The following is a 13,725-nucleotide window of genomic DNA, read 5'->3' on the forward strand; positions in this document are numbered from 1 at the left end:
AGAGATAACTTCCAAATTTCTGCTCCATATTGTTTCGTTTTACATACTGACTTGATTCAATTACCGTCTTTTTAGATATAAGCTTATTCATAAACAGAAATAGGAAGAATGACGTTTTTGATGACTGACTCAAAGGTCTAAAAAGAGCTACGTCATTTCTTCTCTAAGACTTTGTTCTTATTACATGCCTGAAAAAAGAAAAAGCCATTTATGCTAGTATATTTATAAGACAGGTAAAACATCTCGAATTTGATTTGATAAGGAACCAATCACATTAAAAATAGAATGAGATATTGAACATGACTGTCCTAGATATTGTAGATTCTTGTGCATATGGTACAATGTCAAGACAATAAAAAAGGAGTATAAAAAATGTCAAGAAACAGTAAAGCCTATGACCAAGAATTTAAATAAAATGTTATTAATTATGTTTTAGAACATCCAGAAGAAAAATACACTGCACTTGGAAATAAACTCGGTGTTCATCCTACAACAATTGGTGGTTGGATGAAACAATATCGCAGCAATGATAATCAAGTTATCGTTAGAGGCAGCGGTAATTATGCAAGTGATGAAGCTAAAGAAATCGCCAAATTGAAAAAGGAACTAAAAGACACAAAGGACGCGTTAGAAGTATTAAAAAAAGCTATTGGCATAATGGGCAAGTAAAGCAGCGTGAAATCTACGAAGCGGATGATCAACAAAAGAAAAAAGATCAAACCATTTCCGTAGCCAGTGTGCTAAAAACAATTGGGGTTAGTCGTTCAGGTTTCTATAGCTATAAAAAGAATGAAATTCTACTTACGCAGACACAAATAAGAAATGAGCATCTTCAAAAAGAAATCAAGAATATACATGAATAATCTTATGATATATATGGATCACCAAAAATAACAGTATTACTAAATAAAAATGGCGAAAACGTCAGTCAGAAACATGTATATAATTTAATGCATGTTATGGGAATAAAAGCCCGTTATGCACGACATTACACAAAAACAACTGTAAGTGAAGATTATTCGTCTAAGATGCAGAACCTATTAAATAGGCATTTTAATCCAACAAAATGCCAATATTATAGCAACACAATAATCTTTTTATTTGGGGAAAGTGGCTTTGCGCCCTTTTGTACTTCTAACTTCTTATTTTTATAAATTTTATTTTAAGATTAACTACTTGAATTTTATATAGTTAGCTTTCCTGTACATTTGGGCTATGTAAAATCATAAAAAAAATAGAGCCTTTAATATATCCGAATGAATATTTAATGACTCTATTAATTTTCTTTACGCTTTTATAGGTATATAAACCACAACACGTGTATCTCTCCATCGTTTTCGATTAGCATTTTGTCCATTAGATAATCTAAATGTACTTACTTGTTCAGAATAGATGGGAATTTTTATCGATAAAAAACTCCTACTTATCACGTACAGCAGCCTGTGCAGCAGCCAGTCTTGCGATTGGTACACGATATGGTGAACAAGATACATAATTCAATCCAACTCTATGACAGAATTCAATACTTGCAGGATCCCCACCATGTTCTCCACAAATTCCTAATTTAATATTTGGACGAGTACTTCTTCCAAGTTCAGTTGCCATCTTTACAAGTTTTCCAACACCTCTTTGATCTAAGTGTGCAAATGGATCTGATTCAAAGATTTTTTTATCATAGTAATCTTGTAAGAATCCTCCTGCATCATCTCTAGAGAATCCAAATGTCATCTGTGTTAAGTCATTTGTACCAAATGAGAAGAATTCAGCTTCTTTTGCGATTTCATCTGCTAATAATGCAGCACGAGGAATTTCAATCATTGTACCAACATGATATTTCATATCGAATTCAGATTCTTGAATCAATTTGTCAGCTACCTGACATACAACCTTTTTAACATAGCGAAGTTCTGCAACATCACCAACCAATGGAATCATGATTTCAGGTTCAATCTTCCAGTCTGGATGTCTTTCATTGACAGCTAATGCAGCCTGAATCACTGCAGTTGTCTGCATTTCAGCAATTTCTGGATACGAAATAGCCAAACGACATCCACGATGACCCATCATAGGATTGAATTCGTGTAAGCTAGAAATGACAGATTTCAATTCATCCAATCCAATGTGCATATCCTTAGCTAATTGTGTAATATCATAAGAGTTTGTAGGTAAGAATTCATGTAAAGGTGGATCCAAGTAACGAATTGTCACTGGCAAGCCTTCCATAGCTTCATAGATTCCTTCAAAGTCACTTCTTTGCATAGGCAAGATTTTTTCTAATGCGACACGTCTTTGAGCTGCCGTTTTAGAAACAATCATTTCACGAACCGCTTTAATACGATCCCCTTCAAAGAACATGTGTTCCGTACGAACTAAACCAATACCTTCTGCACCAAATTCATGAGCTTGTTTTGCATCATGTGGTGTATCCGCATTTGTACGAACTTTTAATGTACGTCTTTCATCCGCCCAATTCATGAAACGTTCAAAATCACCTGAAATACTTGCAGGAACGGTTTTAATAGCACTACCATAGATATTTCCTGTAGAACCATCTAAACTGATCCAATCTCCACGGTGATATTTCACACCATCAATTTCAAAATATCCTTCATCATCATGCATCTTGATATCGCCACAACCACTTACGCAGCATGCACCCATACCACGAGCAACAACAGCAGCATGACTTGTCATACCTCCACGTACCGTTAAGATACCTTGAGATACGTGCATACCTTCAATGTCTTCTGGACTTGTTTCTAAACGAACTAAGATGACTTTGTGGTTACGACTTGCCTCTTGAATCGCTTCTTCTGCACTAAATACGATTTGACCACAAGCAGCACCTGGACTTGCTGGAAGTGCTGAAGCAATTGGTTCAGCTTTCTTTAATTCATCCGCATCAAACATTGGGTGAAGTAATGAATCTAATTGTTGAGGTTCAACCATCATTAAAGCTTCATCAATAGTAATCATACCTTCATCCACCATGTCGCACGCAATCTTTAATGCAGCCTGAGCTGTACGTTTACCGTTACGTGTCTGCAACATGAATAATTTACCTTTTTCAATTGTGAATTCCATATCCTGCATATTACGATAGTGCGTTTCCAATTTTTTAGTGATAGCTACAAAATCATCATATGCTCCAGGAGCTACTTTTTTTAATTGATCAATCTTTTGAGGTGTACGAATACCCGCAACAACATCTTCACCTTGGGCATTCATTAAGAATTCACCATACAATTTATTTTCACCAGTACTTGGATTACGCGTAAAGGCAACACCTGTACCACAATCATTACCCATATTGCCAAATACCATCATCTGCACGTTAACTGCAGTTCCCCAGCTTGACGGAATATCATTCATCTTACGATAATAGATAGCACGAGGATTGTTCCAAGAACGGAATACAGCCTCAATAGCACCCATCAATTGTTCTTTAGGATCTTCAGGGAATTCAGATTTTAATTCATTTTTGTAGAACGCTTTAAATAATTCTACTAATTTCTTCATATCTTCAGCATTTAAATCTAAGTCATCACTAATGCCTCTTTCAGCCTTTACTTCATCGATGATCTCTTCAAAACGCTTTTTACTCAACCCCATAACAACGTCTGAATACATTTGAATAAACCGACGATATGAATCATATGCGAAACGCTCATTATTTGTTAAATTTGCAACTGTTTCTGCAACTGTTTTATTCATACCTAAATTTAAAATAGTATCCATCATACCAGGCATACTTGCACGTGCCCCTGAACGAACAGATACTAATAAAGGATTGGCTTCATCCCCCAATCTCTTTCCAGACTTCTTTTCCAATAAATCTAGATATTCCATGATTTGAGCTTTAATACCATCATTAATTGTTTCATTATCTTCATAATATTGGTTACAAGCTTCTGTAGTGATCGTGAATCCATAAGGCACAGGCATTCCTAGTTTAGACATTCCAGCTAAGTTGGCACCCTTTCCACCTAACAATTCACGCATAGTTTCATCGCCTTCATTAAATTCATAGACATATTTTTTATCCATAATATTTTACCTCCTATTTGTAACCGTTTACATGTGTAAACTATTATAGCATACAAATTTACATAATGATAGTTTATTTTAAAATTTCACAAACAAAAACCTATCAGTTTTCACCAATAGGTTTATCCACGCTTAACAACCGCACTTTTTTTTCTAAATGCTATAACAATTTTTACAATATCTTCAACACCAAAATCGTTTAATTCTGTATCATATTTCATATCTTCAATCTGTTTAAGTGTACTATTAGCCAGTGAATCTAAATCAACATTTATATCTTTCGTATGTTAAACTCAAAGATAAATCCAGGTATTCCCTTCACCATCGGCAATAATTCAATATCAAACCGACCTAGTCCCGATTCTCTATTTGATCTTACCTTAAATTGACTTCCTAGTACAGCACATAATCCAAGCATCATTCCATGATAGAATGCTTCACTAGCCCCATCCATCGTTGATATACTTTTTAACATAAAATCCTCCAACAAAGACTGCAGTTTACTTGTATCTTTAGAAAAGATAGCCTGATGAATTGAAATTGAAACATTATTTTGATTTGTACGATTCAATACTTCTTTTTCATATACATATAAAATTTCTTTATTAGGAATAGCCACATCGCACATATAATTTCCATCATTTTGCGGATATATTTCGGCCACCTTTAGATACCCCGCAACCAACAAAAAACTATATATACTATTAGGATTACTTTGAACTTCAGGATATATTACACTTGTATCTACATACGTTGTGACAGTATTTCCACAAAACAATTTATACAAGTTTTCATTAATTTCAGGTGTTGCGGTTCCAATGATTTCACCAATAATATCATTACTACCTGTTGATTGCCAAAAAGCTTTTGGAAAACATTGATCCGAAATATAATTGATTACAGACCAAGGATTAAATATTTCCGAATTTCCAAAACGATATCCATCATACCATTCGCAAATTTCTTGATATTTATCTTCATAATCATAATATGCAAGCATGTCTCTGACTTCTTCATTTGTGAAGCCAAAATAAGAACTATAATTATTATCTAATATGGAGTTCGTTTTTAAATTGTTCATCCCACTAAAAATACTTTCTTTTGCGACTCTTAGAATACCTGTTAAAAATCCAAAAGCCAAATGTGGATTATCTTTTAGACCACCCGAAAAAAAATTGCGCATAAAATCAACAATTTCATTATAAAAATCACAAAGATGATCCTGTTGAATGGGCGTATCATATTCATCAATAATAATGACACACTCTTTATCATAATGTTTGTGAAGTAATAAAGATAAAAGTTGAAGCCCCATTTGACAATCAACCTCATTTATATTTTCACTCGCAAAACGATGATACTGCTCTTTTTCGTATGAGCTTAGTGCAGAACTACTCTCCAATTCATTATGACGCATAAACTCTAGAGAAATCAATTTACTAATTTTTTGAAAAGTCTCTTGCCAACTCGAACATTTAACATCTTTAAAAGACAAGAATATCACAGGATATTGACCTTGATGTTTTGTATAGTAATCCCCACACTGCCATATATACTTATCCTTAAAATAAATAGATGTATCTTCCGGTGTTTTTTCAAAAAACACACGCAACATATTCATATTTAATGTTTTCCCAAAACGCCTAGGACGCGTGAAAAGAGATACCATCGGTATCGCATTCAAAAAATCACGAATCAATAAAGTCTTATCTACATAGTAATAATTCGTTGTTGCCGACTTAAAATCAGAAACACCTATTGGTAAAGGCTTTTTCGGACTTAAAATCGTATTATCAGGAATCAGCCAATTGCGCCCATCCTTTATTGTACCAACTATTTCTTTTTGTTTACACATCTGTTGAATTCTACGAGTCGATACCCCTATCTTTTTAGCAGCAGATTCACAAGATATATAGTCCATTAAACTCCTCCTAAACATACTTCTACTCTAAGTATATCCGTTTAAGCGAAATACATAAACTTCATTTCATTTGCATTTCGTTTATAAGCGAAAAAAAAGAACTAGAATACACTAGTTCATACTTGCACGCTCTCTACACTTACCACAAACAGAATAGTTTGGACAAGCATCTGTACACGCATTGTCTACGACAGTCCTTAATTGTGCTGGCATCATTGTTGTGATTTCATCATCATCATATCCAACCACAAGGCTCTTTTCCGATAAAAGAATCGGTCTTTTTAGAATCGATGGATTTTCCTGAATCAAAGTAACCAATTCCTTCATCGAATAATCATCGATATCTTTTTGAAGTGCCTGGAATGCCTTCGAACGAACCGAAATGATATCTTCCGTTCCATTTTCACATCGCGACAATAAATATTTAATTTCACTTTCCTTCAATAATGAAGTAAATATATTCTTTTCAACAAATTCAATTTGGTTGTCTTTTAACCACTGTTTTGCCTTACGACAACTCGCACAACCTGGAGAAGTATATAAAATTACCATAATAATAGCCTCCTACAACTAATTATATCATAATACTAGGTTTGAATTAAATATTTGTATCTTAATTTTAAATATGCTATATTATTCCCTAGTGAGGTCAAGAAATGGAAAAAGCTATTTTATCAAGAATCAATTTACAACGACAAGATACTCATATTGCACAAGAATATTTTGATACAATATCAGACTTAATTGATACACAAGAAGTACAAGCCCTAAAAAAATGCAGCCAACACATGGCTACATCTCGCTTTCAACATTCTTTAAACGTTTCTTACTATTCCTTTTTAATTTGCAGAAAATTCGGTATTGACGCCTATAGTGCAGCACGTGCCGGTCTATTACATGATCTATATTACTATGATTGGAAAACAGATGATAAGCGTCCTCTTGAAGGAAATCATACAATGATTCACCCAATCATTGCCCTTGAGAACGCTAAAAACATCACATCAACAAATCCAACCATTGACGATGCCATTCTACATCACATGTGGCCATTAAAAACAAGCCACCCAAGCACAAGCGTTGGATGGATCATTCAAGCTGTAGATAAATTCTGTGCCATCACAGAAATGGGACATCAATCTCTATTTCGAGTAAGTCATTCCAACAATCTATTAAGCTATTGCATACTTTTTACATTCCTATTCACAATATAGGCAGCTAGAATTTCCTAGCTGCCTTTAGTTTTTCCTTAAATTGTTTTAGCCATAAAGAACCATCTTTATCCAATCCATACTCACCCATTTGAATACTTGGCTTTTTCTCCCCATGGAAATCACTTCCACAAGTAATCAATAAATGATGTTCCTTCGCTAGTTTTTCATAATATACATTCTGTTCAGGGGTATGATAATTACTATAAGCTTCAATACCATCCACTCCAGCATCCAATAACACCTTGAACATCTCATCATTTTTATAAAACGTATTAAACGGATGTGCTACAATCGCAAGTCCACCAGCCTCATGAATCTTTTGAACCGATTCGACAAAATCAGGCATTGGCACATATACGAATAAATCGGATCCATATTGACATTTATCCCAAAAGAAATTAACGGGTGCCGGATCACTTCTTTTTCCGCCTGGAATATAATCCTTAAAATCTGGAATATCTTGATAACGAGGATCATTGAACATATGCGTACACATCACAAACCAAGGATTCTTACCATTCGCCTCTTTCAAAACAGCCTCTTCATCAATTTCAACACCATACTTCGATCTTAATTTATCGCAACGAGTTGAAAATGCATTTCTAGACTTCACTTGTGTTCCTTCCAATAAATTTTGAAAATAGGTATCCTCTAAATCGATACCATATCCAAGTAAATGTACATCTGTATAACCAATACTTGTTGAACACTCAATGGCAGGAATCACTTCAATATCCGCTTCTTTACCAAGTTTGATCATTTCCTTAACACCACTGATACAATCATGATCACTTAATGCAATGGTTTTTAATCCTCTTTCTTTTGCGATTCCAATCAATTCTTCAGGCGTAAACTGCCCATCCCCCGAATAACAGGAATGCATATGCAAATCAAATTCATTCATTTCTATAACCCTCTTTAAATCACATAGAAAAATATAATCACAAAGATACCTAAAATAATGCGGTACCACCCAAAAATTGTAAAATCATGGCTCTTCACATAGTTTAATAAAGCTTTTATCGCAAATAAACTCACCACAAAAGCCACGAAAGTTCCTAATAGTAATAAGAACAATTGTCCAAAATTAAATAAACCTACCTTTATAAAATATTTAATGACCTTTAAAAGACTCGCTCCAAACATGACAGGGATGGCCAAGAAAAACGAAAATTCACTTGCGACCGTTCTAGAACAGCCACAATATAAGCCACCTAAAATCGTTGCGCCAGACCTTGAAGTACCTGGAATCAAGGCTAGACATTGAAAGCAGCCAATCTTTAAAGCCGAAAGATAATCAACTTGTTCAATCGTTTCAATCTTTTCTTGTCTAGGATTCTTCTCAACCAAGATAAAAATAATCCCATACGCAATCAGTGCTACCGCAATCACAAAGTTTGCCGACAAATATCCCTCAATAATGTCATCCAACAATAAGCCAATAATGGCAGCTGGTATGACGCCCACAATCACTTTAGACCAAAGTTGTAAAGTCTGTTTTCTCTTTTTAAACGATTTACGCTTATCAAAAGGATTCAATTTCTGATAGTACAACACTAAAACCGCTAAAATACTGCCAAACTGAATAACCACCTTGAACACTTCAAAGAAAGTAACCGGTTCAAGTGGCCAAATACTCGCAAATAAAATTAAATGTCCTGTCGACGAAATCGGCAGCCATTCCGTTATCCCCTGTATGATTCCTAATAAGATTGTCTTAACAATACTGCTTAGAAATGTCATTCTTCATTCCTTTTAGCTGCATACGCATGAACCATCTGTTTAAAAATTTCGCCCCTAATCTCATAATTTTTAAACTGGTCAAAACTAGAACATGCAGGACACAATAAGACAATATCACCAGGTTTTGCCAGTAACACAGCCTTTTCAAATGCATCCTTCATGGTTTCAACACTCATTTGACTTGTAAAGATATCTTTAAACTTATCTTTTGTCTGACCAAAAGAAATACATTTCTTCACTACACCATCATATTGTTTCAAATCATCAAAAGAAATATGTTTATCTTTGCCACCACAAAGTAGAATCACATTCTTCTCAAATGCAGATAAACCTGCACAAGCCGCATGCGTATTTGTAGCCTTAGAATCATTGTAGAAACGAACATTATCAATAGTATCGACATATTCAATACGATGTTCTACACCACTAAATTCACGAATCACTTCTTGAATATTAAATAAAGAAACACCCATCAAATAGGCCATACAACTTGCCATCATCGCATTCCCACAATTGAATTCACCAACAATTTTTAAATCCGATAAAGTAAACAACTGCGTATCTTTATAATATGCATACTTATCATCTTTATATAAATCGACATCTTTTCTTTTCAAAGAAAAATCAATCACATGACAAGGAATGTTTTGAGCATACTTCACAATATTTTCATCATCCACATTACGAATAAAGTAATCATCCGCATTTGTGTTCTCATAAATACGCATCTTACTTTCATAATACGCTTCTAGACTATCCATATAATCTAAATGATCCGGTGCCAAATTTGTCACAGTTGATACATGAGGTCTAAATGTTTCAATTCCCAACAATTGGAAATTACTTAATTCAAGAGCTACATTATAGTCTTCATCCGTATATTCTAAAGCCAATTCGCATAAAGGCATACCAATGTTTCCAGCAACCAAACTCTTCTTTTGTCGATTCAACATCTCATATAATAACGTCGTTACGGTTGTCTTACCATCTGTACCTGTTACGGCTGCATAATTAAAGTTCTTGGCATAACGATACGCCACCTCAATTTCTGTATAGATTTTTGCGTTTTGTTCTACAAAATAATGCACGAAAGGAACACGATAAGGAATACCAGGATTCTTTACAATAAACGCATACTTCTTTTCTTTTAATGAATCTGGATGTCCCCCATCAAACACTTCGATACCTAATGATTCTAATTCTGTCTTTTCTTTAATCGCATTCGAATCCGTTAATACAACATGATACCCATTCTTTAATAAAAGCTTACTAACGGCAATCCCACTACGGGCAGCCCCAATGACTAATACAGTTTCCATCTACATTACCCCCAAAACAAGTCCAAGAACCGCTAAGATAACACCAACAAGTCTAAAACGTGTAACAACCTTTTCTTCAGACCATCCACACATTTCAAAGTGGTGATGCAAAGGCGCCATCTTGAAAATTCTCTTATGTGTTTTTTTATAATACGTAACCTGTATAATAACGCTGCAAACTTCTGCGACAAAAACAAAACCAATAATAATCAATAAAATTTCTTGTTTTAAGACCATTGCCACAGCAGCAATCAAGCCACCCAAAGCCAATGATCCCGTATCACCCATAAAGATTTGAGCTGGATGCTTATTAAACTTCAAATATCCAAGTAACGCAAAGATCACTAGACAAATCAAACATGCCACATTATATAATCCTTGCATCAATGCGAATACCACAAATGGAACAAGCGCAATTACCATCTGGCCTGCACACAATCCATCTAAACCATCCGTTAAGTTCACCGCATTCGTTTCAGCTGTAAACATAAAGAATACTAAAATAAAGTAGAACCATGATAAATCGATTGTCACATTAAAAATAGGAATCCAAATATCTGTAGTTGAACTTGTACGATATAAGAAGAAAAACACAACCGCTAAAATAGACTGAAGTAAAAACTTATGAGCTGGTTTTAACCCCTCATTATTCTTTTGTACAACAATAATATAATCATCTATAAATCCAACAACACCATATCCTACAAAGGCAAGTAGAATAATCATTGTATTCATATCCAGTTTGAATGGAGTAAAGAAAGAACCTATAATATAAACAAGTGTCGGTACAATAATGAAGGCTAAGCCACCCATAGTAGGCGTACCATTCTTCTTTTTATGGCTTGCCAACCCCTCCTCTCTTTCTGTTTGTCCAAACTTAATTTTATGTAAATAATCAATCAATCCAGGCATAATTAGCAACATAATCACAAGCGTAACTAAACACATGCCTAAGATTATTAAGTAATTCGAATTCAACATTCCATCTTCTCCTCTTTTTTTAAAACATTATCATTATAACATTCTATTGAGTCTTGAACAAATTTTAATTCAGGGGTTGAAATAAGGGCTTGTTAATGGTATTATAGTTAAGCGATTGCGTAAATGAAAGAAAAAGGAGGACATTAAGATGTCAAGAGTATGTGCAGTATCTGGAAAAGGTCCTTTATCTGGAAATAAACGTTCTCACTCAATGCGTGCTTCTCGCCGTAAATGGAACGTGAATCTTCAAAAAGTTCGTGTTGTAGTTGATGGAAAGCCACAAACTATCCGTGTTTCAGCTAGAACATTAAAAACTTTGAAGAAACAAAACGCTATTTAATTTTAGATAATTAGGATCCTTAAAAAAAATTATGCATAAGATAAAAAAGAAGAGAATATTCTTCTTTTTTTCTTTATGTGTTATACTTCATTTATGAACAAGAAAGACATAGATGAACTATTCAACAAAGGCCTAACTCAAAAAGAAATAGATTCTCTTACACAAAAAGGCTTCACCAAAGAAGAAATGATTCAATCCCATCAATATAATAATGAAATCAAGAAAGGATCAAATTTCATTGCATGGCTTGTCGATTTGATTACTTGGTTTTTACCTTAAAACAGCAGCAATCACTGCTGCTGTTTATGTTTCTTCTTATTTAAATACATATTTTGATCCGCCAAATCCTTGACACTGACAATATCCCCCGTCAGCAACATGGCCGAACCATAAGATACAGAAGGCAAATATGTATATTTATTACGCTTCTTTTTTATGAAACTTTCAAACTGTACAGAACACGCCTCTTCATTTCGACTATTTTTTAATAAGACACAGAATTCATCGCCACCAACTCTGTAACAATAGCCATATTGGGCATATGCCTTCTTAATACAATCCGCAATGATACTCAAACACAAATCCCCTTTGACATGACCAAACACATCATTGACATGTTTTAAATCATCAACGTCAAAGACAATCAACATACCATTTGTATAATTCATTTCCTCAGAGCGATTCAAAAAACTATTCTGATTTAGTAATCCGGTCAAACCATCTAACGGATTCCACATTTCGCTACAATATATAAAATATAAGACCGAAAGTAAGGGGACACAAAGCCAACTTACATGAAGATCTGGACTAAGATTTGTATGATAGTTTCTGCAACCAAGAAGATCATCAATGGATAAATCAATGCTTTACTGCGATTTTTAAAACTGTTTCGAAACAAAAATCGTAGATAAAGATAAATATAATATCGATATAAAATATGCAAAGATATAAATAAAGAAATAAGGACCCCTAGAATATATATTTTCTTGACTTACTGAAAATACAAGTCCAGATGGAATCGAAAGGGCCAGAATCAAAAGATATACGACTTCCCATAAAATTGCCAATTTGAATTCCCACCTAAGTTTTGTCTTCTTATCCAATACATACACCAAACATATACAAACCGATGGCGTAAGACCAAAACCAAGATAGTTCGATACTATATTGATCCAACGAAATTTCTTTGGTAAACCATCCACTTTTAATGTAACGACTTCTAATAATGAAATCAGTGCAATCAATCCAAACGCAAATAAAAATCCACGCTTTTGTTTTTTATTTAACGATTCACTTAATTGCGTCAAAACGCACATGAAACAAAGAACGAAAATATCAATTGTCGTTAAAACTTGAACCTCTCATCACCGCAGTGACAAGATTCTTGGGAACAGGCTTCTATCGAAACCTTTCTTACCAAGCTATCCCCGTAGTTCCTGCGGTTGTTTTATTAATTTTAACTAATTTGCTAATATGCCTTGCATCAATATATTGATGGATGCATTTATATCTCTGTCATGATTTGAATGACATTTTGGACATGTCCAATCTCTTACATTTAAATCTTTTGTTTCTTCATTCTTATATCTGCAACAATGACAGGTTTGACTGCTCGCATAGAATGTATCTACTTTCTTGATTACTTTTCCATACCACTCGGCTTTATATTCTAGCTGTGTTATAAACTTTGACCAGGATACATCCGATATAGATTGGGCTAGATTGTGGTTTTTAAGCATGTTGTCGGCTTTTAAATCTTCTATGCAGATAATGTCATATTCTGTAATGATTCTTGTAGATAGTTTGTTGATAAAATCCATTCTTTGATTCGCTATCTTTTCATGAAGTCTTGCGATTTTGATCCTGTTTTTGATCCAGTTGCGTCCGTCCTTTGTTTTTCGTGACTGCTGCTTCTGTAACTTTTTCAATTTCTCAATCGACTTCTTCAGATATTTTGGATTTTCTATCTTTTCTCCATTACTCAATATGATAAAATCCTTGATACCTAGATCTATACCTGTTTCATTATATGTTAGTGGAAATAATACTTTCCACTTGGTACTTGTGATACCGTTGCACTCAGTAGTCTTCCTTTAGGTGCTCGTGTTTTCTTTATCTTTACAAGACCAATCTTAGGAAGCTTGACCTTATTTTCATAGA

General features: G+C 34.2%; 15 protein-coding genes. 5 read left to right on the forward strand and 10 right to left on the reverse strand.

The genetic code is table 11. The features are described 5' to 3' along the window. The first annotated feature begins 507 nt into the window (after nucleotides 1-507). A complete protein-coding gene (locus tag H8911_RS12545; RefSeq protein ID WP_222621018.1) occupies nucleotides 508-669 on the forward strand; it encodes a hypothetical protein in 162 nt (53 codons plus the stop codon). Between the two features lie 203 nt (nucleotides 670-872). Then, nucleotides 873-1,154, forward strand: coding sequence for a helix-turn-helix domain-containing protein (locus H8911_RS12955; protein ID WP_186999632.1), 282 nt, complete (start codon nucleotides 873-875; stop codon nucleotides 1,152-1,154). Between the two features lie 265 nt (nucleotides 1,155-1,419). Here the strand turns inward: H8911_RS12955 and ppdK are convergent, their stop codons facing one another. From ppdK to H8911_RS10550, 3 genes are all read right to left on the reverse strand, one after another. Next, nucleotides 1,420-4,047 carry a pyruvate, phosphate dikinase gene (ppdK, locus tag H8911_RS10540; RefSeq protein ID WP_186999626.1) on the reverse strand — a complete coding sequence of 876 codons (2,628 nt, stop codon included), beginning with the start codon at nucleotides 4,045-4,047 and terminating at the stop codon, nucleotides 1,420-1,422. A 271-nt stretch (nucleotides 4,048-4,318) separates the two neighbouring features. Beyond that, the gene (locus H8911_RS10545) at nucleotides 4,319-5,968 is read right to left on the reverse strand and encodes an AAA family ATPase (RefSeq protein WP_222621019.1); all 1,650 of its coding nucleotides are present in this window, start codon (nucleotides 5,966-5,968) and stop codon (nucleotides 4,319-4,321) included. A 111-nt stretch (nucleotides 5,969-6,079) separates the two neighbouring features. Next, nucleotides 6,080-6,520, reverse strand: a complete 441-nt coding sequence (locus H8911_RS10550; RefSeq protein WP_117923595.1) for a Spx/MgsR family RNA polymerase-binding regulatory protein — start codon at nucleotides 6,518-6,520, stop codon at nucleotides 6,080-6,082. Nucleotides 6,521-6,624: 104 nt separating this feature from the next. On the opposite strand from H8911_RS10550, the gene H8911_RS10555 reads away from it, so the two are divergent. Continuing rightward, nucleotides 6,625-7,182: an HD domain-containing protein gene (locus tag H8911_RS10555; protein ID WP_186999627.1), complete on the forward strand. Its 558-nt coding sequence runs from the start codon at nucleotides 6,625-6,627 to the stop codon at nucleotides 7,180-7,182. Between the two features lie 4 nt (nucleotides 7,183-7,186). Here the strand turns inward: H8911_RS10555 and H8911_RS10560 are convergent, their stop codons facing one another. The 4 genes from H8911_RS10560 to mraY are packed head-to-tail and all read right to left on the reverse strand — an operon-like array spanning nucleotide 7,187 to nucleotide 11,225. Further along, complete coding sequence (locus H8911_RS10560) at nucleotides 7,187-8,086, reverse strand: PHP domain-containing protein (protein ID WP_186999628.1); 900 nt, start codon at nucleotides 8,084-8,086, stop codon at nucleotides 7,187-7,189. 14 nt (nucleotides 8,087-8,100) lie between these two features. Next, nucleotides 8,101-8,925, reverse strand: coding sequence for an undecaprenyl-diphosphate phosphatase (locus tag H8911_RS10565; RefSeq protein ID WP_186999629.1), 825 nt, complete (start codon nucleotides 8,923-8,925; stop codon nucleotides 8,101-8,103). Beyond that, entirely contained in the window at nucleotides 8,922-10,244 is a 1,323-nt protein-coding gene (murD, locus tag H8911_RS10570) for a UDP-N-acetylmuramoyl-L-alanine--D-glutamate ligase (RefSeq protein ID WP_186999630.1), read from the reverse strand. Before murD ends, H8911_RS10565 begins: the two co-directional genes overlap by 4 nt. Then, nucleotides 10,245-11,225 (reverse strand): phospho-N-acetylmuramoyl-pentapeptide-transferase, encoded by a 981-nt coding sequence (gene mraY, locus H8911_RS10575; RefSeq protein WP_117923585.1) that lies wholly within the window; start codon nucleotides 11,223-11,225, stop codon nucleotides 10,245-10,247. A 148-nt stretch (nucleotides 11,226-11,373) separates the two neighbouring features. Here mraY and rpmB point away from each other — a divergent pair, with 148 nt between their 5' ends. Both rpmB and H8911_RS10585 read left to right on the forward strand, forming a co-directional pair. Then, nucleotides 11,374-11,565: a 50S ribosomal protein L28 gene (gene rpmB / locus H8911_RS10580; protein WP_003865181.1), complete on the forward strand. Its 192-nt coding sequence runs from the start codon at nucleotides 11,374-11,376 to the stop codon at nucleotides 11,563-11,565. A gap of 93 nt (nucleotides 11,566-11,658) precedes the next feature. Beyond that, nucleotides 11,659-11,844 carry a hypothetical protein gene (locus tag H8911_RS10585; protein ID WP_186999631.1) on the forward strand — a complete coding sequence of 62 codons (186 nt, stop codon included), beginning with the start codon at nucleotides 11,659-11,661 and terminating at the stop codon, nucleotides 11,842-11,844. Nucleotides 11,845-11,855: 11 nt separating this feature from the next. Here the strand turns inward: H8911_RS10585 and H8911_RS12550 are convergent, their stop codons facing one another. From H8911_RS12550 to H8911_RS10595, 3 genes are all read right to left on the reverse strand, one after another. After that, nucleotides 11,856-12,302, reverse strand: coding sequence for a GGDEF domain-containing protein (locus tag H8911_RS12550; protein WP_222621020.1), 447 nt, complete (start codon nucleotides 12,300-12,302; stop codon nucleotides 11,856-11,858). A 141-nt stretch (nucleotides 12,303-12,443) separates the two neighbouring features. Continuing rightward, on the reverse strand, nucleotides 12,444-12,872 hold the full coding sequence (locus H8911_RS12555; RefSeq protein WP_222621021.1) for a histidine kinase N-terminal 7TM domain-containing protein: 429 nt from the start codon (nucleotides 12,870-12,872) through the stop codon (nucleotides 12,444-12,446). A 153-nt stretch (nucleotides 12,873-13,025) separates the two neighbouring features. Then, nucleotides 13,026-13,634, reverse strand: a complete 609-nt coding sequence (locus H8911_RS10595) for an RNA-guided endonuclease TnpB family protein (RefSeq protein WP_186999633.1) — start codon at nucleotides 13,632-13,634, stop codon at nucleotides 13,026-13,028. Nucleotides 13,635-13,725: the final 91 nt, after the last annotated feature.

It is taken from the genome of Holdemanella hominis, from assembly GCF_014306155.1.
Taxonomy (GTDB): domain Bacteria; phylum Bacillota_I; class Bacilli_A; order Erysipelotrichales; family Erysipelotrichaceae; genus Holdemanella; species Holdemanella hominis.

Coding starts and splice junctions, on each gene's coding strand:
- H8911_RS12545 (WP_222621018.1), top strand. CDS start 508: ATGAAACAATATCGCAGCAATGATAATCAAGTTATCGTTAGAGGCAGC.
- ppdK (WP_186999626.1), bottom strand. CDS start 4,047: ATGGATAAAAAATATGTCTATGAATTTAATGAAGGCGATGAAACTATG.
- H8911_RS10545 (WP_222621019.1), bottom strand. CDS start 5,968: ATGGACTATATATCTTGTGAATCTGCTGCTAAAAAGATAGGGGTATCG.
- H8911_RS10550 (WP_117923595.1), bottom strand. CDS start 6,520: ATGGTAATTTTATATACTTCTCCAGGTTGTGCGAGTTGTCGTAAGGCA.
- H8911_RS10555 (WP_186999627.1), top strand. CDS start 6,625: ATGGAAAAAGCTATTTTATCAAGAATCAATTTACAACGACAAGATACT.
- H8911_RS10560 (WP_186999628.1), bottom strand. CDS start 8,086: ATGAATGAATTTGATTTGCATATGCATTCCTGTTATTCGGGGGATGGG.
- H8911_RS10565 (WP_186999629.1), bottom strand. CDS start 8,925: ATGACATTTCTAAGCAGTATTGTTAAGACAATCTTATTAGGAATCATA.
- murD (WP_186999630.1), bottom strand. CDS start 10,244: ATGGAAACTGTATTAGTCATTGGGGCTGCCCGTAGTGGGATTGCCGTT.
- mraY (WP_117923585.1), bottom strand. CDS start 11,225: ATGTTGAATTCGAATTACTTAATAATCTTAGGCATGTGTTTAGTTACG.
- rpmB (WP_003865181.1), top strand. CDS start 11,374: ATGTCAAGAGTATGTGCAGTATCTGGAAAAGGTCCTTTATCTGGAAAT.
- H8911_RS10585 (WP_186999631.1), top strand. CDS start 11,659: ATGAACAAGAAAGACATAGATGAACTATTCAACAAAGGCCTAACTCAA.
- H8911_RS12550 (WP_222621020.1), bottom strand. CDS start 12,302: ATGTGGAATCCGTTAGATGGTTTGACCGGATTACTAAATCAGAATAGT.